The sequence below is a fragment of the Methylobacterium carpenticola genome, from assembly GCF_042748905.1.
GTDB classification, from domain to species: Bacteria; Pseudomonadota; Alphaproteobacteria; order Rhizobiales; family Beijerinckiaceae; genus Methylobacterium; species Methylobacterium carpenticola.
This window is the reverse complement of record NZ_JBHZEO010000001.1, coordinates 543,365-564,042: the sequence shown is the minus strand read 5'-3', so window position 1 is coordinate 564,042 and position 20,678 is coordinate 543,365. Positions and strand designations below refer to the sequence as shown.

The following is a 20,678-nucleotide window of genomic DNA, read 5'->3' as shown; positions in this document are numbered from 1 at the left end:
AGGCAGTCAGGATGCGCGCCCTGTCGCTCCGCTGGCCGATCCTGCGCGCGGTCATCGCCGTGGCCGCGCTCTACGCGCTCGCCCTCCAGGCGGTGGCCGGCGGCGCCCTGGCGATCGCGACGGCGTCGCCCGCGCATGTCCTGTGCGCGCCGACCGACGCGCCCGGCGGGCCGGAGACGCCCCATCCCGTGCACCTGTCCTGCTGCACGGCCGCGCACGCCCTCGACGGGGCGATCCCGCCGCTTCCCGCCTCCACCCTCGTCGCGTGGCCGCGCCGCCCGGCCCTCGCCCTCGCCTGGCGGCCCGAGCGCGCGGCCCTGCCCCGCGCCCCGCCCCGAACCGAGGCCAGCCCCCGCGCCCCGCCCGTCGCCTGACCGATCGCCGCCCTCCGATCCCGTCAGACCACGGATTGACCAACCATGGACCGCCTTCCCCGGGCCGCGCGCGCCGCCGCGCTGGCGCCGCTGCTGCTGTCGGGCCCCGCCCTCGGCCAAGCGTCCGACACCATCGCCCTCTCCGAGATCACCGTGGTGGGCCACGGACCGCCCGCCGGCTCGCTCACCGTGCCGAGCGTCGCCGAGCAGCGCGCGGCCCTGAACGCGACGGTCGGGTCCGTCGCCTTCGTCGATGCCAAGGACTTCCAGGACAGCTACGCCAACAACCTGCGGGACGTCCTCAAGAACACGCCCGGCGTCTTCGTGCAGGAGCGCTACGGGCAGGAGCTGCGCCTCTCGGTGCGCGGCTCGGGCATCGCCCGCGGCTTCCACCTGCGCGGGATCGAACTCCTGCAGGACGGGATCCCGGTCAACCTGGCGGATGGCAGCGGCGACTTCTACCAGATCGATCCCTTGTCCCTGCGCTCCCTCGACGTCTACCGGGGCGGCAACGCGCTCGCCTTCGGCGCCACGACCCTCGGCGGGGCCGTCAACGCCGTGACGCCCACCGCGCAGACCGCCTTCGCGCCCAACATCCTGCGCATCGACGGCGGCAGCTTCAACAGCGTCCGCGAGAACTTCCAGGTCTCGCGCGTCGTCGGTCCGGTGGATGTCCTGGTCAACGGCACGATCACCAACGCGGACGGCTACCGCCGGCACGAGGCGCAGGCGACGCGCAACCTCAATGCCAATCTCGGCTACCAGCTCGCGCCCGGCGTCGAGACCCGGTTCTATCTCGGGGCCTATCTCACCGACCAGAAGCTGCCGGGGTCGCTCAGCCTCTCGGACGCGCTCGCCACCCCGCGCATCGCCAGCGCGGCGGCGCTCACCGGCAACCAGTCCCGGCAGGTCGAGACGGAGCGGATCGCCAACCGCACCTCGTTCGCCCTCGACCTGGGCAAGCTCGACATCGATTCCTGGGCGATCCACAAGTCGCTCTACCACCCGATCTTCCAGGTCATCGACCAGGATGGCTGGACCTACGGGATCGCGCCGCACTGGGCCGGGACCTTCGACCTCGGCGGCTTCCGCAACGAATTGCTCCTCGGCCTGCGCGCCTTCGCGGGCCAGAACTCGGCCCTGCAATTCGTCAATGTCGGCGGCCGGCGCGGGGCGCAGACCCTCCGCTCGGTCCAGAGCGCCGCGAATTACGAGGCCTATGGCGAGAACCGCTTCTGGTTCCTGCCGGACGTCGCCCTGATGACCGGCGCCAAGCTGTTCTCGGCGAACCGCACCTACAGCAACAAGGGCGGGTTTTCGGGCACCAACGCGCTCCCCTCCTTCGCCAACGAGACCTACGAGGGCATCAACCCGAAGATCGGCCTCCTCTGGCAGCCGCTGCCGGACATCCAGGTCTTCGGCGACATCACCCGCTCGCGCGACGTGCCGGACTTCTCCGACCTCGTGCAGTCGAGCAACACCACGACCGGGGTGTTCGTGCCCCTCGCGGCCCAGCGCGCCTGGACCATCGAGGCGGGCACGCGCGGCCGGATCGACCGCCTGTCCTGGGACGTGACCCTCTACCGGGCGGAGGTTCGGGACGAACTCATCAACTACTCGGTGAGCCCCGGCCTGATCCCGGCCGCCACCTTCAACGCGCCGCGCACGCGCCACCAGGGCGTGGAGGCGGCCGTGTCCCTGGACATCGCCCGCGACCTCGCCGGATCGGGCGACGCGCTCGTCCTCACCCAGATCTGGACGCACAACGACTTCCGCTTCGTGCGCGACCCGGTCTTCGGCGACAACGCCATCGCCGGCATCCCCGACGACGTGCTGCGCACGGTGCTGCGCTACGACCATCCGAGCGGGTTCTTCGTCGCGCCCTCCCTCGACTGGGTGCCGCGCAGCGCCTTCGCGGACCATGCCAACACCCTGCGGGTGCCGGGCTACGTGCTCGTCAACCTCCAGGCGGGGATGGATTTCCGCAACGGCGTGTCGGTGTTCCTGGACGCCCGCAACCTGGCGGACGAGCGCTACGTCTCCGACATCGCGGTCGTCGCGGATGCGCGGACGACGCCGGGCGGGCCGGCGGCCTTCTATCCCGGCACCGGCCGGGCCGTCTACGCCGGGCTGCGGGCGGCGTTCTGACGGCTTGATCTGGATCACGGCGCGGGCCCCCGCGCCACGCCATCGTCCCTCGCGGTCCGGGTGAGCCGGGCGGAGGGACGACGGCATGGACGGGAGCGATCTGAACCTGCGCGAGGCGGCGGCGGAGGCACTCCCGGCGACCGGCGGGCTCCCCCGCTGCACGGTGAAGCCGGATTGCGCCCGCCTGGAGCCGGCCCGCGCGGCCGCCCTGCTCGCCCGTTACGGCCGGCCGGCGCCGCGCTACACCTCCTACCCGACGGCGGCCCAGTTCACCGCCGAGACCGGACCGGACCGGCACGCCGCCTGGCTCGGCGCGGTCGACGCGGCCGAGGCGGTGTCGCTCTACCTGCACGTGCCGTTCTGCGACCGGCTCTGCTGGTATTGCGGCTGCCACACCAGCGTGGTGCACAGCCGCGCGCCGGTGGCGGATTACGTGGCGCGGCTCGTGCGGGAGATCGGTCTCGTCGCGGCGGCGCTGCCGGCGCGGCTCGCGGCCGGGGCCATCCATCTCGGTGGCGGCACGCCGAACGTGCTGGCGCCGGGCGACCTCGCCGTCCTCGTCGCGGCCCTGCACCGGCATTTCGCCGTGGCCCCCGGCACGCCCTTCGCGGCCGAGCTCGACCCCCGCGTTCTCACGGCCGCCTGGATCGAGGCCGCCTGCGATCTCGGCCTCAACCGGGCGAGCCTCGGCGTCCAGGACCTCGACCCGCGGGTGCAGGCGGCGATCGGCCGCGAGCAGCCCTTCGCGCAGGTGGCGTGGTCGGTGGAGGCCCTGCGCCGGGCGGGCCTGCGCTCGATCAACCTCGACCTGATGTACGGCCTGCCCCACCAGACCACCGCGGGCCTGCTCGCGACCATCGATCAGCTGGCCGATCTCATGCCCGAGCGGATCGCGCTCTTCGGCTACGCGCACGTGCCCTGGATGAAGCCCGCCCAGCGGCTGATCCCCGCCGAGGCGCTGCCCGGCCCGGTCGCCCGGCTGGAGCAGCAGCGGCAGGCCGCGGCGCGGCTGCTGGACCTCGGCTACGTGCGGATCGGCCTCGACCACTTCGCCTGGCCCGACGACGCCCTGGCCCGGGCCGCGGCGGCGGGCCGCCTGCACCGCAACTTCCAGGGCTATACCGAGGATGCGGCCACGACGCTGCTCGGCTTCGGCGCCTCGGCGATCAGCCGGCTGCCGGGGGGCTACGTCCAGAACCACGCGGGCGTGCCGGCGTGGCGCGAGCGGGTGACGGCCGGCGAGCTTGCGACCGCCCGCGGCCTCGCCGTGGACGCGGCGGACCGGCTGCGCGGCGCCGTCATCGAGCGATTGATGTGCGACCTCGTGGCCGACCTGCGCCGGCTCTGCGCCTGCCACGACGCCAGCCTGCCGGCCCTGGTCACGGGCCCGGTGCGGGAGCGGCTCGACGCGATGGCGGCGGACGGGCTCGTGACGCTGTTCACCAGCGGCGAGGGCGGGGTCTCCCTCGACGGGCTCGCCGTCACGGAGGCCGGGCGGCCCTTCGTGCGAAGCCTGTGCACGATCTTCGACCGCCACTTCTCCCCCGCCCCGACCGGGCGGCATTCGGCGGCGGTGTGAGGGCGACCGGGCGCATCCGTCCGGCCCGTTCGGGCCTGCACGACGGGAACGACGTGGAAGGCGATCCGGGACCCAGCGCTGTCTGTGCGCCGTTGCGGACAAGCGATCGCTTCGCGACTTTCTGTGCGGATCCCGGATCTCCGTCCGCCGACGCTTCATACGGTTTCCGGATGATCGCTTCGCGATGCGGAAACCGGCCTCGCTCAGGCGCCGCGCGGGCTCGTGATACGGTTTCCGAAAGTGATCTTCCGGAAACCGTATCAATCGTCCGGGAGATGGAGAGAGAGATCATCTGATCGTCGCGATTCATGCGGCAAGGTCCGCAAACGCGATCTCCGGCTCCGGCCCCTCACGAGCGCCCCGATCTGGGTCAGGCTCGCGCCAGCCAGGGTTGACCGGCGATTAACGCCACGCTGCGCATTGTCGGGATCATGCGTTATGGCTTCGTTGCGTTTTCAGCCTTCACGCTCTTCAGCCTGGGGCTTACCGGATGCGCGCTCAGACCTTTTGAGCAGCGCGAACCCTGGCGGACGCAGGCCGAGGAGGCCTGCCTCGCCCGCGGCCTCGTCACGCCGAGCGAGGACGTGGTTCCGACCAAGGCGATCGACGGACCGGGCGTGTGCGGGATGGAGCATCCCTTCCGCGTGACCCGGCTCGCGGGCGGCACCGTGGCGCTCAAGCAGCGCATGACGCTCGCCTGCCCGATCATCCCGGAGGTCGAGGCGTGGCTCGCCGGCACCGTGCAGCCCGCCGCCCAGCTCTATTTCGGCCAGCCGGTGGTGGAGATCAATTCCGGCTCCTATGCCTGCCGCGGCCGCAACAACCAACTCGGCGCCAAGCTCTCGGAGCATTCCTTCGGCAACGCGGTCGACGTGATGTCCTTCCGCTTCGCCGACGGCTACGTGGTGACGGTGAAGGGCGGCTGGCGGGGCACCGAGGCCGAGCAGGGCTTCCTGCGCGAGGTCTTCCTCGGCGCCTGCAACCATTTCACCACGGTGCTGGCGCCGGGGTCGAACATCTATCATTACGACCACCTGCACCTCGACCTCGCCCGCCACGACCCGCGCGGGCTGCGGCGGATCTGCAAGCCGCTGATCAAGTTCCAGCCGCAGCTGCCGCCGCCCGGCACGCCGCTCTCGCCGATCCGCAAGAAGCCGCCCGCGTGGCAGCCCGCCCCCGATCCGGCGCCGATCGACGTCGAGGAGGACGATCCCTACGGGGCCACTCCGATGAGCCGGCACGAGCCCGCGAATCCGAGCCGGGTCGCCCGCAGCCCGGTCCCCGCGCCGTCGGTCCCGGCCCCCACCCAGGCCTATGCGCCGCGGCCGTCCGCGCCGCGCTCCGCAGCGGCCCTGCCCGACGGGCCGCTGCCGCTCAGCGCCCCGACCTGGTCGTCCGGACCGATCTACTGACCGGCGCGCCGCCGAGATCCTCCACCACCGCGCGGCGCTCGGCCTCGCTCTCCGCGAGCCGATGCACGTGCATCTCGGTGGCGCCGCGGGTGCGCACCCGGGTCACGAAGCCCCGCAGCCGATCGCGCGGGCTGTCGCCGATGGTCGCGACATCGAGGAGTTCGGCGGTGCCGCCGCCGTCCCGCCGCACCGCCAGCACCACCGCCTCGCCGATCTCGGCCGCATCCGCGTCGAGGTCGTGGATGCCCACCACGTAGCGCCGGCCCGAGCGCCCGCGCCACGCGCTGAGCGCCAGGGCCGGGGTGCCGCGCAGGTTCATCGCCGATCGCAAGCGTTCCTCACGCACGTCCGACCTCCTCGACCGATCCGTCTCGATGTCCCGCATCGCCGCCGACCAGGACAGGGCTCTTCTGTTCGCCATTTGTTCTATCCTAGCCACGCATCGCGGCAGGGGTCAAGCGCCGCTTTCCGGGATCCGAGATGGGAATCGGCGATCGGGCCCGCAACGGGAGACGGCCCGGGACCCGCGTCCCGGGCCGAGAGGCTTCAGCCCTCACCAGTGACGGTGCCATCCGCCATGCCAGCCGGCGCGATGCCAACCGCCGTGCCAGCCCCCGTGCCAGCCGGCGCGGTGCCAGCCGCCGCGCCACCCGCCCCAGGGACGGTGATACCAGCCGGCGCGGTGCCAGTAGGGGCGGTGCCAGCGCGGGCCGTACCAGCCCACCGGTCCGTAGAAGCGCGGACGGTAATAGGCCGGGCCGTAATAGACCCGCGGCCCGTAGAAGTTGGGGCGGCAGAAGCCGTAGAAGTTCCGGTGGAAGCCCGGGCCGCAGCCGTCGCGGGCCTCCGCGACGGATCCCGTGCCGACGAGCGTTCCCAGGGCCAGGAATGCCGCACCCGCGAGTTTCCAGCGCATCGTCACCTCCTGTTGCGACGATCCAGCAGGATGATCAGGCAGCGATCCTCACCGCCGGATACGTTTCCGAAACAAAAGTCCGATCGGCCCGGTCCGGAAGACCGGGCGAGCGCGTGACAAATGCCGAGGGGTGCCGCTGCGTTCCGGCATTACGGAATGTTCATGATCCGGTGCGGCGGGAGGCGCACTCAGCGGACTTGCATCGGCAGGCCGACGCTTCGTCCGCTTCGGGTCCTGATGCGTCGCAGGTTTGTGTCGCAAAACCGGCGGCCACTCTCGCGGAACCTGCTCAGCCGGACGGGCTCTCCACGGCGTCGCGCCGGCCGGCGCAGGGAAGCAGCGCGGTCGAGGCGCTCTCCACCCGCTCCTGAAGCAGGGCGAAGAAGGCGTCGCGGTCGAGCCCGGCCGGGATCGGCGGCAGGAAGGCGATGACCGCCGTGCCCGGATGCCGGTGGAGGCTGTTGCGCGGCCAGAACAGGCCGGTGTTGAGGGCGACGGGCTGGCAGGGCACGCCGAGCCGGCCGTAGAGATGCGCGACCCCGTACTTGTAGGCGGGCGCCGCCGCCGGGGGACGGCGCGTGCCCTCGGGGAAGATGATGAGCTGGCGCCCGTCCGCCATGGCGGAGGCGGCCTCCTCGTTCATGAGGGCGAGGGCGCGCGATCCCTTCGAGCGGTCGATCGCCACCATCTCGCTGCGGGCGAGATACCAGCCGAACAGGGGCAGCCACATCAGCTCGCGCTTGAGGATGTAGGTGAAGTCCGGGAGGACGGTGGTGAGAGCGATCGTCTCCAGCGCCGATTGGTGCTTGGCCGCCACCAGGATCCCGCCCGGCGGGACGTTCTCCAGGCCGCGGAACTCCACGCGGATGCCGACGATCCAGCGCAGCAGGCGCAGCGTCACCCGGGCCCAGGTCTGGGCGAGGCGCAGCACGGCCCGGCGCGAGGCGAGGCAGAACAGCCCGCCGATCAACATCACGGCGGTCACGACATAGAAGGCGATGTTGAACGCCAGGGAGCGGAGAAGGAGCATGATGGACCCTGAACACCGCATCGCGGCGGCGCGGGTCTCCCCTTATCGCGGAGGCCGGGTTGCGGCCAATCCCCCGGCGGCGCGGCGCGCGAGGCCGGAATGCGCGGCTTGACGGCCACAGGGCGCGAGGATCCGCGTGGCGGATTCGGGGCACGGCCGCGCGAAGCGGGGCCGCAGGGTTCCCGCCCCGGCACCATTCCTTTACCCCGGAATGTATCCCATTGCGCCTCGGACCATCGGTGATTGCCGGCGATCCGCAGATGAGTGCCCGAACCCCGCGAGTCCGCATGTCCCCTCCCCTCTCCCTCGCGCCGGTCGTGGTCTTCGACCTCGACGGCACCCTCGCCGAGACGGCGGGCGACCTCATCGCCACGCTCAACGTCGTGCTGGCCGAGGAGGGATTGCCGCCGGTGGATGGGTCGTTGGCGCGCGACCTCATCGGCGCGGGCGCGCGGGCGATGATCGAGCGCGGCTTCGCGGCGGGCGGGCGCGCGATCGCCCCCGCCCGGCTGGACGCCCTGTTCCGGGCGTTCCTGGCCCATTACGGGCAGCATCTCTGCGAGCGCTCGCACCTGTTCCCGGGGGCCGTCGCCGCCCTCGACCGGCTCGCCGCGGCGGGCTACCGGCTCGCGGTCTGCACCAACAAGGTGGAGGACCATTCCGTCCGCCTGCTGCAGCGCCTCGGCGTGGCGGACCGCTTCGCGGCGATCTGCGGGCGGGACACCTTCCCGTGGTTCAAGCCCGATCCGCGCCATCTGACGGAGACGATCGCGCGGGCGGGCGGGGATCCGGCGCGGGCGGTCATGGTAGGGGATTCGCGCACCGACATCGCGACGGCGCGGGCGGCTCGCATCCCGGTGGTGGCGGTGCCCTTCGGCTACACGGAGATTCCGGTGCGGGATCTCGGCCCCGACCTGATCATCGACCATTTCGACGCGCTGTTCGACGCCGTGCAGCATCTCGGCGGGTTCGCCCGCTCGGCGGCCTGAGGCTCGCGGAAGCCGGGAGCGGGACCCGGCGACGGCCCGGCTGTCCCCGGCCCGATCGCGGGGACAGGACTGCGCTCGCGCTCGGCCCGAGACCGCGCTGTCACGATGCCATCGGCGAAGATGCAATGTCGACGATGAGATTGAGACCGCCGGCTCGGCCTCCGAAGCTTGCCATCCCTTGGGGGAGGGATGGTGGGCGCGACAGGGATTGAACCTGTGACCCTTCGCGTGTGAAGCGAATGCTCTCCCGCTGAGCTACGCGCCCGGTGCCGGCGCTTCTATGCGGGACGGGGGTGGGCGTCAAGGCGGTCCGGCGATTTTCTGAACCGGCTGACGATCGCCCGATCCACGCCTGCCGACCCAGCTCCCGCAACCGACCGCCCGATCAAGCCGACACGCCGCGAGCGGCGTGTCGGGACGGTCCCGCTCCATCCGCCGCTCGACCGCCACCTCGGCCCGGGCGAGCGAGGTGGCTGGCCGTCGCCGGCGAGCACGTCGTACCGGTCGCAGGCCTGCGCCGCCTCGGCACCCGATCTGAGGCTGGGAGACCTGTGCGCGAGGCGCTCGAAACGCAACGTCCTGGGTGTGCCTGAGCCCAAACGATACCAGGAATGGTCGCTTCCCAGGCTCGCGCACGGGTCTCGTGACACCGCAGCGCTCGGCCCGTGCCGTTGCGCCCTTCATGGCGCCGGACCGCGCGACGGATCCCTCCGTCGTGGTGCCGCTTCCGTGACGAGCCCGGCCCATGGCGCATCCCTCGCAGCACGGTGGTCGACCGCACCGCCTTGCTGCGGGATCAGCCCAGATGCTCGGCCAAGTTGTCTCATAGCATAGATGCTTTCACCGGTAGTATTTGCTCTTTCAGGACGGCCGGTATCTAATCCTCGCGAGACGATGCCAGCGAGGACGGAATGGCGACGAGATGGTCGGCCGCGCCGCAGGGATCTCGTCCCGGCCGCCGCAGCCGTGCCGGCGACACGGAGATCCTCGATCGCGCCGGTCGACGCCGCCGGGCTCTGGGAGAGATCCAATCGGCGAGGTCATCGGCCCCGGACCTACGGCAAGTCTGCACCGGAGCGAGCGCCGGCTTGGCCAGAGACGGCGGTCTCGGCGCCGGCGGGGGGCCGGGCGTGGTCTCGGCCGGTCCGGGCTCGCCTCCCGACAGACGGACGCGTCTCGCCTCCTTTCCCCCGGCAGACTTGCGTTGGCGGGCCCACGCTTCGTCCGCTTGGATTCTCGATGCATCGCAGGTTTTTGCCGGAAAATCGGCGACCGTTACTGCGAAATCTGCCTAGCTCTGTCCTGGCCGGTGGCACCATGCTGGCATCGCCGTCACCCAATCTCGAGAAACTGTATGCCCATTGCATCTTCCACTCGACCACGCGGATGGAGGCCCATGCCCGCATCTCCGAAGAGCTGTGCGATCACCACCTGCGCTGGCACGACAGCGGGATCGACACGCGCTTCTACAAGCTCAGCGCGACCCATCTGTCGCTGTATTCGCTCCGATACGGAGCGGAGGTCGAGATCTTTCCGGACATCTACCGGGATTTCTCCCTGGTGCACTTCTCCCTGCGGCAGCCCGTCGAGATCGAGGCTGACGGGTATCGCCGGACGGTGGAACAGGGCCGCGCCATCGTCAGCTCGCCCTCGCGCAACATCAACCTGCACTGGTCGCGCAACTCGGAACAGCTGATCCTGCGCCTCCCCCATCAACTCCTCGACGAGGCGGCCGGCCGGATGGGCCGGCCACGCCTGTCCGAAGCGATCCGGCGGATGCCGGGGCTGCTGCTCCCGGAAACCGGCAGCCGCCAGTGGCAGTCCCAGCTTCAGACCTTCGCCCTGCTCGAACGGCAGGCCCGCGACAGCGAGGCGTTGCAGCCCTGGCTCGCCCATCTGGAGCAGGGCATGGCGATGTTCCTGCTGCTGCAGGCGGACGGGGGCATCCGGGCCGAGGTGAGTGGGGAGGAGGCGCGGCCGCATGATGGCGGCCCGGCGCGGCGCAGGCTCGACCGTCTCCACGACTTCGCGCGGGCGAACATGACCCGGCCGGTCACCCTGGACGACCTGTCCCGGGCGGCGGCGCTGTCCAGGCGCCAGCTCAACGTGCTCTGCCAGGAGCATCTGGGCATGCCGCCGATGGTCTGGCTGCGGGGGCTGCGCCTCGATTCGGTGCGCGCAACGCTCCTCGCCGATGCGCAGAGCGACCTCGCGGGCGTGGCCATGCTGCACGGCTTCTACCACCTGGGCCGCTTCTCTGCCTACTATCGTGCCCGTTTCGGCGAGCTTCCGAGCGAGACACGAAGAAGAGCAAGAAGTGGATAGCGCGGCCCTCGACTCCGCAACGGCCGGATAGACCGGGTCTCGGCCGGCCTCCTAGGCTCGAGGTCTCTGAAACACCCCAGGTCACGGAACCGCACACGAGGCGCAGCTTCAGCGACGGTGACGCACGGAGGGCCGCGCGGTCTTCCGGATCACCGGCACGCGGTTCGGTTCCCGCCGACCGGGGCAGGAGACCCCCGATGCCCCATCCGCAGTCCCGTGCCCTCGGGCTTTCCCCACGCTACGGGGCCTTCATCGACAACGCCTTCCGTCCCGTGGCGGGCCTCACGTTCCCGGCCGCGGCCGCCGCGACCGGCGAGCCTCTCGCCGACATCGCCCGCTGCGGCGCCGACGAGATCGAGGCGGCCGTCGCCGCGGCGGAGGCCGCCTTCCCGAGCTGGAAGGCGCGGGCGCCGGAGGAGCGTGCCGCCTGCCTGCACAAGCTCGCCGCCGCCATCGAGGCCGATGCCGAGCGCCTCATGCTGATCGACACCCTCGATATCGGCCGGGGCCTCTGGGAGACCGGCATCGACCACGCGATCGCCGTGGCGCAGTACCGGTACTTCGCCGCCGCCATCGTCACGCATGAGGGGTTCGGCCGTCCGATCCCCGACGGCTACCTGATCGCCAAGCGCGAGCCCTACGGCGTCTGCGGCCAGATCATTCCCTGGAACGTCCCGGCCATCATGGCGGCCTTCAAGATCGCCCCGGCAGTGGCGGCGGGCAACACGGTGGTCCTGAAGCCGGACGAGAACGCCTCCCTCTCGACGCTCGAACTCTGCAAGCACATCGCCGAGATCTTCCCGCCCGGCGTGATCAACGTCGTCCCGGGCTTCGGCGACGAGGCGGGCGCGGCGCTCACCGCGCATCCCCGGGCGGCCAAGCTCGCCTTCACCGGAAGCTCGGAGGTCGGCCGCATCGTCTCGGTCGCCGGAGCGCAACGCTTGGTGCCCGTCTCCCTGGAACTCGGGGGCAAGAGCCCGAACATCGTCTTTCCCGACGTGGCGGCCGCCGACATCGACGCGGTCGTCGACAACGTCACCTTCGCCGCGATGTACTGCAACGGCCAATCGTGCCTCGCCGGCACCCGCCTGTTCCTGCACGAGGCGATCTACGACGACGTCATGTCCCGCCTGCTCGCCAGCATGGCGCGGATCCGCGTGGCCGATCCCACGAGCCAGGGGCCGCTCCTCGGCTGTCTCGTCTCCGAGAAGCAGGGCCGCCGCGTCCAGTCCTACATCGACATCGGCCGGCAGGGCGGCCACCTGGTGACCGGGGGCGAGCGGGTCGCGGTCCCGGGCTGCGCCGCCGGCTGGTTCTTCGCGCCGACGGTCTTCGAGACCACGAATTCATCCCGGATCGCGCAGGAAGAAATCTTCGGACCGGTGCTCTCGGTGATCCGCTGGAAGGATTACGAAACGATGATTCGCGAGGCCAACGACGTCCGCTACGGACTGGCCGCGGGCCTCTACACGCGGGACCTGAGCCGAGCGATCGAGACGGCCGACCGCCTGCAAGCCGGCAATGTCTGGATCAACAACTACTTCAATCTTGCCAGCGGATCGCCGTTCGGCGGCTTCAAGGAGAGCGGCATCGGCAGCGAGTACTGCCGGGAGACGCTGAACATGTACACCCATCTCAAGGCGATCACCGTCCAGACGCAGATCAAGCCGGCTTGGTACGCGCCCAAAGCGTGAGGGTCCGCCCCTGAACCGCGCCCGGCCCCGGGCCGGGACGTCTTCACCCCCGCTTCACCACGCTCTCCCGTACCGGGCCGGCACGACTCCGTCCGGGAGAGCCCCGTCGCCGATGAGCAGAGGAGGTCCGTCATGAAAATCACCGCCGCGGTCATGCGTGAAAAGGGTGGCAGGTTCTCCTTGGAGGAGGTCGACCTGGCCGACCCGCGGGACGACGAGGTGCTGATCCGCATGGTCAGCTGCGGGATCTGCCACACCGATACGCTGCCCCGCGACCAAGTCGTCCCGGCGCCCTTCCCCGCGATCTACGGCCACGAGGGAGCGGGCGTGGTCGAGAAGGTGGGCAGGCAGGTGAGCCGGCTGCAACCGGGGGACCATGTCGTGATGAGCTGCAATTCCTGCGGACATTGCGACACCTGCCAGACCGGCCACCCCATGTATTGCCGGCACTTCTTTCAGGCAAATTTCGGCTTCGCGCGCATGGATGGAAGCCACACGATCTACAAGTGCGAAGAGGTGATTCACGGGAGCTTCTTCAATCAATCGTCGTTCGCCACCTACGCGCTCGGCACCGAGCGGAGCGTCGTGAAGATCCCTTCCGACGTGCCCCTGGACCTGATGGGCCCGCTCGGCTGCGGCGTTCAGACCGGGGCCGGCGCGGTCATCAACTCCCTGCGCGTGCAGGCCGGCGATTCGATCGCGATCTACGGCGCAGGCTCGGTCGGCCTGTCGGCGCTCCTCGCCGCCGTCGTGACCGGCTGCGCCGTGCGCATCTGCGTCGATCCCAACGAGGAGCGCCTGGAGGTGGCGCGCACGCTGGGGGCGACCCACGTCGTCAACCCGGCGAAGACCGCTCCCGTCGAGGCGATCCGGGAGATCACCGGCGGTCTCGGCACCCGGTTCTCCCTCGAAACCTCCGGAAACCTCACGGCCCTGCGGCAGGCGGTCGACTCGATCCAGATCATGGGCGAGTGCGGCATGATCGGGGCCCCGGCCTTCGGGAGCGAGATCGGCTTCGATACCTGGGGGCTGCTGCTCGGACGCAAGATCAGGGGCATCTGCGAGGGGGACGCGGTGCCGAAGCTGTTCATCCCGAAGCTCGTGGAGCTCCATCGTCAGGGACGCTTCCCTTTCGACAAGATCGTCCGCTTCTACGACTTCAAGGACATCAATCAGGCCGTCGAGGACAGTGAGCGCGGCCGGGCGATCAAGGCCGTTCTCCGCTTCGATTTCCATTGAGAACGGTCGACCTCATGGTCATCGGCGAACCGATATTGCAATCTGAAGCTTATTTCCATGGTTTATCTGATTTACAGAATATAAATTGTCCGATCTCGCCGTCAAAACTCTGAATAGCGGACATCATTAATCGCAACCGGACCGACGAGCGGTCCGGTTTTCGATCGCCCTGGCAGTTCGCCGGCCACCATTCCGATGGCCGACGAACCCTGCACGACCGTCCGGTCGGCGGGGCGGGCGCGCGTCGTCTCGAACGAAGAGAGGCTCGACCATGATACGGAGACAGGCATTCCGGAATCGTCTGCGGCGGCAGGGCCGCGCCGCCGGGCGGGCGCTGGCCGCGCTCACCGCCGGCGTCATCACCCTCGCCGGCGCGGAGGGACCGGCACAGGCCTACGACCTGCCGAACCTCAATCTCGGCTTCACCAGCTTCCTCGACGGAGCCCCGCCCTCGGGGCCGGGCTGGTATCCGGCGCAATACCTGCAAGTCTATTCCGCCGGCCGGCTCACCGACAATGCTGGGCGCCGCCTCGGCTTGCCGCGCCAGGACGTCGACGCCGTCGTCGGCGTCAGCCAGCTCGTCTACGTCTCGCCGCTCAAGCTCGGCCCGGCCGCCCCCGGCCTCAACCTGATGCTGCCCTCCGTGCTGGCCTCCCGCACCGACGACGGACTCGGCGGGGCGGCACTGAAGACCGAGCAGGGCTTCGGCGACATCCTGATCGGCCCGTTCCTGCAGTTCGATCCGATCATGGGCGAGACGGGCCCGGTCTTCCTCGGGCGCATCGAGGCGCAGATGATCCTGCCCACGGGGCATTACGACCCCGCCGCCGCGGTCAACCCGGGCTCGAACTTCTTCTCGTTCAACCCCTACATCTCCGGCACCCTGTTCCTGACGCCGGACTGGACCGTCTCGGCCCGCCTCCACTATCTCTGGAACGCGACGAACGATCGGCCGGCGACGGGATTCGGCCCGGCGGTGCTGTCAACCCGGGCCGGCCAAGCCTTGCACGCGAACTTCGCCAGCGAGTTCGGCGTGACCCCGTCGCTGAAGCTCGGCGTCAACGGCTACTGGCTGCAGCAGATCACCGACACCCTGGCCAACGGCGCCGCCGTCCCGGGCCGCCGCGAACGCGTGTTCGGTCTCGGCCCGGGCGCGCTCTGGTCCCTGAACAAGGACAATTTCCTGTTCTTCAACGCCTATTACGAGTTCGGGGCGCAGAACCGCCCGGAAGGTCAGCGCTATACCTTGCGCTGGGTCGGGCATTTCAATTGAGAATCCGAGACGCAATCGGGCGGATGGCGTCTCGACCGGCTTCCGGCAGCGTGACGGCCCAGCGCCCGGGCCTGCCCCCGGAGGGGCCCCGGTCACTCCCGGTCGCGCCTCTCCGGTGGGGGTCCCCCATGCCGCTGCCGTAACGGCTCGCACGACCACAGGGCGTTTGCGCCGGAGCTGCCGATCTCGACCTGACGTCGCATGCGGGGATCAGATGGCGCCGACCTTCACCTTCGACCCGTCGCCGAACCGCGACAGGCGGAAGGGTGTCGGATCGAGGCTCGGCGCGTCGTTGGCCACGAGATCGGCCGCGAGATAGCCGATGCCCGGCCCGAGGCCGAAGCCGTGGCCCGAAGCCCCCGCCGCAATCGTCAGGCCCCGCACGTCATCCGCTCCCGAGATGACCGGCACTGCATCCGGCGTGAAATCGACATAGGCGCCCCAGCTCTCGGCGATCTCGACATCGGCGAGCGCCGGGAACTGCCTGCGGATTTGGGAGAGGATCGCTTCCGCCGTCGGCTTGTGGGGCGCAGGATCAAGGACGCGCGTGCGCTCGAAGGGCGAGCTTTTGCCCCCGCTCCAGCCGCCGAGCGCTTCCGGCCCCCGAAAGAAGGAATCGCCGAGGCCGACCTGCACCGCCTTCAGGCGCTTGACGAACATCGGCATGAACCAGCGGGCGAAGCGGATGCCCTGCGGCGTGATGTCGAGCGTCGCCCGGCCGCTGATCGCCAGCGTATAGCTGCCGTCGAGACGCCGGGTCATGGTGCAGTCCGGCGTGTAGAGCGCCTCGCCGAGATTGACGGTCGGGCGCGTGCGCAGCGCCGTCTGGCGCACGCTCGCCTGCGGAACCGTCACGCCGCTGGCGCGACAGAAGAGCGACGTCCAGGCGCCGCCGGCGCAGAGCACCGCCTGCGTGCGGATGACGCCCTTTTCCGTGACGACCGCCGAAACCGCACCGTTCGTGATCTCCAGGCCGCGCGCCGCGCAATCCTGGTGGATCGTCGCGCCGAACTTGCGCGCCCCTTCGGCGATCGTCGGCGCGGCCATGGCCGGCTCGCCCTTGCCGTCTTCCATCGAATGCACACCGCCGAGCCACTTGCGGCCGTTGCCCGGAATCTTCTCCTCCGCCTCGGCGGGGCTCAGAATCCGCGTGTTGACGTCGAAGCGGCGGGCCGTCTCCAGCCAGTTCTCCCAATCCGCCAGTTGCTGCGGATTGTCGGTGGCATAGACGAGGCCGCAGCGGCGGAAGCCGACATCCTCGCCGATCTTGGCCGCGAACTCGTCCCATAGCCTGAGAGCAAGGCCCGCCATCGGCAGTTCCCGTTCGTCGCGGTTCTGCTGGCGACACCAGCCCCAGTTGCGGCTGGACTGCTCGCAGCCGACATAGCCCTTCTCGACCAAGGCGACGGAATACCGGCGCTCGGCGAGGAAGAAGGCCGCCGTCGCGCCGATGATGCCCCCGCCGATGACCACGACGTCCGCCGTGGCCGGAAGCGCCGGGTCGCTCGGGATCCGCTTGACGACTGGAGACATGGAGACTGCCCTGACCTGGAATGAAGCTCGATCTGTCCGATGCCGGCGGCCGGAGGCGGCCGAGCGGCGGCGGCCGGCGGGGTTGGACCGGACCGCGGCACCGGGAGACACCTCCCGCCTGCCGCCGCAGCCATCGTCCACCCCCCGCCTTTCGCTTCCGTCAGGCTAGCGAGGCATGGCGAGCAGCATGCACCGATCGGTGTGGCGGGTGCGGTGGAATGTTCCGTTTTCGGCCAAAGCCAAGCGGATTCGTCGGCGGGCGCTCCCGTGCGACGGCGTTACGCCGCGACGCCCCGTCCTTCGGAGGCCGCCGCAAGCAGGAAGCGCCCGATATAAAGGTCCTGAAGCGCGATGCCGGAGCTGTCGAAGACGGTGATGTCGTCGGCGGACGCGCGCCCCGGCGCTCGGCCTTCCAGGACGTCGCCGATCGCGGTGAGCGTCAGCGCGCCACGGTCGATTTCGTCGCGCACATGCTGGAACTCGCCGATCTCGACCGACTGCGAGGGCAGGTCGCAGAAGAGCCGGGCGCGGGCGAAGAGGCCGGGCGGCAGTTCCTGCTTGCCGCGCGCGTCCGAGCCCATACCGGCGACATGCGTGCCCGGGCGTATCCAGCCGGCGTCGAAGAGGGGCGCGCGCGACGGAGTGGCGGTGACGACGACATCCGCCGCCCGGCAGGCATCTTCCGCCTCCGCGACCCGGACTGCGGGTCCCCCTGCCCGCTCGGCGAGACGCGCGGCGAAACGTTGGGCCTTGGCCGGATCGCGCGCGACGACGAGGACGCGCTTCAGCGGCAGGACGCGGGCGAGCGCCACGCATTCGTAGAGCGCCTGATGCCCGGCGCCGAAGACGGCCAGCGTCTCGCTGTCGGGGCGGGCGAGCGCCTTCGCCGCGACCGCATCGGCGGCGGCCGTGCGATAGGCGTTGACGGCGGAGGCCTCGATCACCGCGCCGATGCGCCCATTGTCTTGGTCGATCAAGAAGATCGTCGAGTTGTGGCGCGGCAGGCCCTTGGCCGGGTTGCCGGGCCAGAACGAGCCGACCTTGAGGCCGGCGAGGTCCGCCGTCGAGCCGGATTTCAGCGAGAACGTGTTCTGCGGCTCGGAGGCGCGGGCGATGACGGCGGGAAAGACGCGCGCGTCGCCGGAGGCCGCCGCGACCAGCGCCTGACGCACCGGCTCGAAGGCGGCCTCATGGGAGATGAGGCGCTGGGTCTCATCTTCCGAAACGAACTTGACCATGGAACGATCCTCTTCAGAGCCTGTTTGACACCTTTCCGGCAGGGGACCGGCGAGGAATTTTTGTTCCCAGGAGGCGCCAAACGCAGTCGATGCCGGCGGCATCGGCGAGGATCGGCAACGAAATGGGGGCGGAAAAGGCCCGGCGGACCGACCCGGCCGGGTTGTCGAACGGGCTCTCAGGCCGGTTGGGAATAGAAGCCGAGGACGGCCTTGGTTTCGAGATATTCTTCCATGCCCTCGCGGCCGTATTCGCGCCCGTTGCCGGAGCGCTTGTAGCCGCCGAAGGGGGCCTGGGGGTCCCAGGCCGGCGCATTGATATGGACCTGCCCCGCACGGATTTGCGACGCGACCGCCCGCGCGGCATCGAGGTCGCGCCCATGCACATGGGCGCCGAGGCCGTAGACCGTGTCATTGGCGATCTCGACCGCCTCCTCCACCGTGTCGTAGGGCAGGATGGCGAGGACCGGGCCGAAGATTTCCTCCTGCGCGATCGCCATATCGCGGCGCACCTCGGAGAAAACCGTCGGCCGGGCGAAGAAGCCCGCCGTCAGCCCCTCGGGGCGTCCCGCGCCGCCGGTGACGAGCTTCGCGCCTTCGGCGATGCCCGCTTCGATCATCGCCTGGATGCGCGCATATTGTGCGCGATTGGCGATCGGGCCGTGCGTCGTCGCCTCATCGCGCGGGTCGCCGACCTTGAAGGACGAGGCCGTCTCGGCCGAGAGCGCCTCGGCTTCGGCGAGCCGCGCGCGGGGCACCAGCATGCGCGTCGGCGCGCTGCAGGACTGGCCGAGATTGCGCATGGCGGCGGCGACGCCGAGCGGCACGCAGCGGGCGAGGTCGGCGTCGGGCAGGACGACATTGGGCGACTTGCCGCCGAGTTCCTGCGCGACGCGCTTGACGGTCGGCGCGGCGGCCTGCGCCACCAGCACGCCCGCCCGCGTCGAGCCGGTGATCGAGACCATGTCGACTTGCGGATGGGAGGCCAGCGCCGCGCCGACGACGGGGCCGGAGCCGTGGACGAGGTTGAAGACGCCCACCGGCACGCCCGCCTCCTCCATGATCTCGGCGAAGAGCAGCGCGCTCAAGGGCGACAACTCGCTCGGCTTCAGCACCACCGTGCAGCCGGCGGCGAGCGCCGGGCCGACCTTGGCGGTGATCTGGTAGAGCGGCCAGTTCCAGGGTGTGATGAGGGCGCAGACGCCGATCGGCTCCTTCAGGATCGCCGTCGTGCCGCGCGGGCGAACGAAGGGGAAGGTCGCGAGATTGTCGCGCGCGACGCGGATATGCTCGGCGGCGAGCGGCACCTGTGCCTGACGGGCATAGGTGATGGCCGCGCCCATCTCGGCGCTGAGCGCCTGCGCGATCAGCTCGGCCCGCTCCAGGATCAGCGCATGGATGCGGGAAAGCAGCGCCGCCCGCTCGGCCGGCGCGGTGCGCGACCAGGCGGGGAAGGCTCTACGGGCGGCGAGAACCGCGCGCTCCACGTCGGCCTCATTGCCGAGCGGGATTTCGGCGATGACGGATTCGGTCGCGGGATCGATGACGCCGGCGCGTTCCCGACCCTGCGGCTGCACCCAGGCGCCGTCGATATGGAAGCGGTCGAGATGGCCGCTCCCGGCAAGATGGCGGACTGGATCGGTCATTGGAGGCGGTCCTTGATGCGGTAATAGGCGCCGACGGCGGGCAGGAACCAGGGCTTGCCGAAATGGCCGGGAATGGCGGGCCAGACGAAGTCCTTCCAAGGGTTGGCGTCGGCGTTCCCGTCCATGACGTCGGCCATGATCGTGCCCATCAGCGTCGACATCTGCGTGCCGTGGCCGCTATAGCCCATGGAATAGTAGATGCCGTTGCGCTCGCCCGCGCGCGGCAGGCGGTCGCGCGTCATGTCCACCATGCCACCCCAGCAATAGTCGATGCGGGCCTCGCGCAATTCGGGAAAGACGTTGTTGAGCGCCGTGCGCAGGATCGCGCCGCTCTTCTCGTCCGAGGCCGGGTTCGACACGGCGAAGCGCGCCCGTCCGCCGAAGAGAAGGCGGTTGTCCGGCGTGGTGCGGAAGTAGTTGACGAGATGCTTGGTGTCGACGCAGTTGCGCCGGCGCGGCGTCAGCTTGTCCAAGAGATCCTGCGGCAGCGGCTCGGTGGCGATCAGAAAGGCGCCGACCGGCACGATGCGGCGGCGCACCCAGAAGAGCGGCCGCCCGGCCTGCGAGATGCCGCTGGCAAGCAGCACCTGCCGCGCCACGACCTTGCCCTTCGGCGTCTCGACGACGTGCCTGCCGCCCGGCGCCGGCTTCAGGCCGGTCATCGGCGCGCGCTCATGGATCGCGACGCCCCGGCGTGCGGCGGCCTCCGCCAGCCCCCGCACGAAGCGGCCGACATGGAGGGCGGCGCTCTTCTTGTAGACGAGGCCGCCATGATAGCGCTCCGTCCCGACCTCGGAAGCGAGATCGGCCTTCGACACCATCGCCGTCTCGGGATCGACATTGGCGGCGAGAAGTTCCTGCGCCCGCGCCAGCTTGTCGTAATGCTCGGGCTTGGCGGCGAGCTTCAGCTTGCCGACGCGCTTGAAGCTGCAATCGATGCCCTCCTCGGTCACCAAGCGCTCGACCGTATCGACCCCGGCGTCGAAGGCACGGTAGAGCTTGTTCGCCGCCTCTCGCCCGAGCCGCTCCGACATCACCCCGTAGTCCTGGGCGAAGCCGTTGTTGCACATGCCGCCGTTGCGGCCCGAGGCGGCATGGCCGACCGTCTCCGCCTCCAGGAGGATGACGCGCGCCCTTGTGGGCGAGGGTCAGCGCAGCGGAGGAGCCGGTGAGGCCCCCGCCGATCACCGCGACGTCATAGCTGCCCTCGACCGGCCCCGTGGCGCCGCCCGAAAAAGGCTCCGACGTATCCAGCCAGTAGGATGTGAACTTCATGGGAGCATCC

At 70.3% G+C, this 20,678-nt stretch carries 15 protein-coding genes, 1 tRNA gene and 1 pseudogene; 9 read left to right on the top strand and 8 right to left on the bottom strand.

All coding sequences use genetic code 11. From position 1 onward, the window contains the following. The first annotated feature begins 11 nt into the window (after window positions 1-11). The 4 genes from ACE101_RS02695 (at window position 12) to ACE101_RS02680 (ending at window position 5,513) form a co-directional block, all read left to right on the top strand. Window positions 12-374, top strand: coding sequence for a hypothetical protein (locus tag ACE101_RS02695; RefSeq protein ID WP_379125996.1), 363 nt, complete (start codon window positions 12-14; stop codon window positions 372-374). 45 nt (window positions 375-419) lie between these two features. Further along, on the top strand, window positions 420-2,522 hold the full coding sequence (locus ACE101_RS02690) for a TonB-dependent receptor family protein (RefSeq protein WP_379125995.1): 2,103 nt from the start codon (window positions 420-422) through the stop codon (window positions 2,520-2,522). Between the two features lie 85 nt (window positions 2,523-2,607). Then, window positions 2,608-4,101 carry an oxygen-independent coproporphyrinogen III oxidase gene (hemN, locus tag ACE101_RS02685; protein ID WP_379125994.1) on the top strand — a complete coding sequence of 498 codons (1,494 nt, stop codon included), beginning with the start codon at window positions 2,608-2,610 and terminating at the stop codon, window positions 4,099-4,101. Window positions 4,102-4,532: 431 nt separating this feature from the next. Beyond that, a complete protein-coding gene (locus tag ACE101_RS02680; protein ID WP_379125993.1) occupies window positions 4,533-5,513 on the top strand; it encodes an extensin-like domain-containing protein in 981 nt (326 codons plus the stop codon). On the opposite strand, the gene ACE101_RS02675 is transcribed toward ACE101_RS02680, so the two are convergent. From ACE101_RS02675 to ACE101_RS02665, 3 genes are all read right to left on the bottom strand, one after another. Then, a complete protein-coding gene (locus ACE101_RS02675; protein WP_379125992.1) occupies window positions 5,476-5,934 on the bottom strand; it encodes a hypothetical protein in 459 nt (152 codons plus the stop codon). The two genes, ACE101_RS02680 and ACE101_RS02675, sit on opposite strands and share 38 nt — an antisense overlap. A gap of 132 nt (window positions 5,935-6,066) precedes the next feature. Beyond that, window positions 6,067-6,429, bottom strand: coding sequence for a GCG_CRPN prefix-to-repeats domain-containing protein (locus ACE101_RS02670; RefSeq protein ID WP_379125991.1), 363 nt, complete (start codon window positions 6,427-6,429; stop codon window positions 6,067-6,069). A gap of 289 nt (window positions 6,430-6,718) precedes the next feature. Then, the gene (locus tag ACE101_RS02665; RefSeq protein WP_379125990.1) at window positions 6,719-7,459 is read right to left on the bottom strand and encodes a lysophospholipid acyltransferase family protein; all 741 of its coding nucleotides are present in this window, start codon (window positions 7,457-7,459) and stop codon (window positions 6,719-6,721) included. A 287-nt stretch (window positions 7,460-7,746) separates the two neighbouring features. Here ACE101_RS02665 and ACE101_RS02660 point away from each other — a divergent pair, with 287 nt between their 5' ends. After that, entirely contained in the window at window positions 7,747-8,448 is a 702-nt protein-coding gene (locus tag ACE101_RS02660; RefSeq protein ID WP_379125989.1) for an HAD family hydrolase, read from the top strand. Window positions 8,449-8,638: 190 nt separating this feature from the next. On the opposite strand, the gene ACE101_RS02655 is transcribed toward ACE101_RS02660, so the two are convergent. After that, window positions 8,639-8,713 (bottom strand) — tRNA-Val (locus ACE101_RS02655). Window positions 8,714-9,687: 974 nt separating this feature from the next. Here ACE101_RS02655 and ACE101_RS02650 point away from each other — a divergent pair. The 4 genes from ACE101_RS02650 (at window position 9,688) to ACE101_RS02635 (ending at window position 14,979) form a co-directional block, all read left to right on the top strand. Further along, the gene (locus ACE101_RS02650; protein ID WP_379125988.1) at window positions 9,688-10,773 is read left to right on the top strand and encodes an AraC family transcriptional regulator; all 1,086 of its coding nucleotides are present in this window, start codon (window positions 9,688-9,690) and stop codon (window positions 10,771-10,773) included. Between the two features lie 197 nt (window positions 10,774-10,970). Further along, complete coding sequence (locus ACE101_RS02645; RefSeq protein ID WP_379125986.1) at window positions 10,971-12,467, top strand: aldehyde dehydrogenase family protein; 1,497 nt, start codon at window positions 10,971-10,973, stop codon at window positions 12,465-12,467. A gap of 132 nt (window positions 12,468-12,599) precedes the next feature. After that, complete coding sequence (locus ACE101_RS02640) at window positions 12,600-13,706, top strand: NAD(P)-dependent alcohol dehydrogenase (protein WP_379125985.1); 1,107 nt, start codon at window positions 12,600-12,602, stop codon at window positions 13,704-13,706. Between the two features lie 271 nt (window positions 13,707-13,977). Beyond that, window positions 13,978-14,979: a SphA family protein gene (locus tag ACE101_RS02635; protein ID WP_379125984.1), complete on the top strand. Its 1,002-nt coding sequence runs from the start codon at window positions 13,978-13,980 to the stop codon at window positions 14,977-14,979. Between the two features lie 210 nt (window positions 14,980-15,189). On the opposite strand, the gene ACE101_RS02630 is transcribed toward ACE101_RS02635, so the two are convergent. The 4 genes and pseudogenes from ACE101_RS02630 to ACE101_RS02615 form a co-directional block, all read right to left on the bottom strand. Continuing rightward, window positions 15,190-16,512, bottom strand: a complete 1,323-nt coding sequence (locus ACE101_RS02630; RefSeq protein ID WP_379125983.1) for an NAD(P)/FAD-dependent oxidoreductase — start codon at window positions 16,510-16,512, stop codon at window positions 15,190-15,192. A gap of 278 nt (window positions 16,513-16,790) precedes the next feature. Next, entirely contained in the window at window positions 16,791-17,750 is a 960-nt protein-coding gene (locus ACE101_RS02625; RefSeq protein ID WP_379138440.1) for an ornithine cyclodeaminase family protein, read from the bottom strand. Window positions 17,751-17,926: 176 nt separating this feature from the next. After that, the gene (locus tag ACE101_RS02620) at window positions 17,927-19,393 is read right to left on the bottom strand and encodes an aldehyde dehydrogenase family protein (RefSeq protein ID WP_379125982.1); all 1,467 of its coding nucleotides are present in this window, start codon (window positions 19,391-19,393) and stop codon (window positions 17,927-17,929) included. Then, a pseudogene (locus tag ACE101_RS02615) lies at window positions 19,390-20,668 on the bottom strand (NAD(P)/FAD-dependent oxidoreductase). Before ACE101_RS02615 ends, ACE101_RS02620 begins: the two are co-directional and overlap by 4 nt. Between the last annotated feature and the right edge of the window lie 10 nt (window positions 20,669-20,678).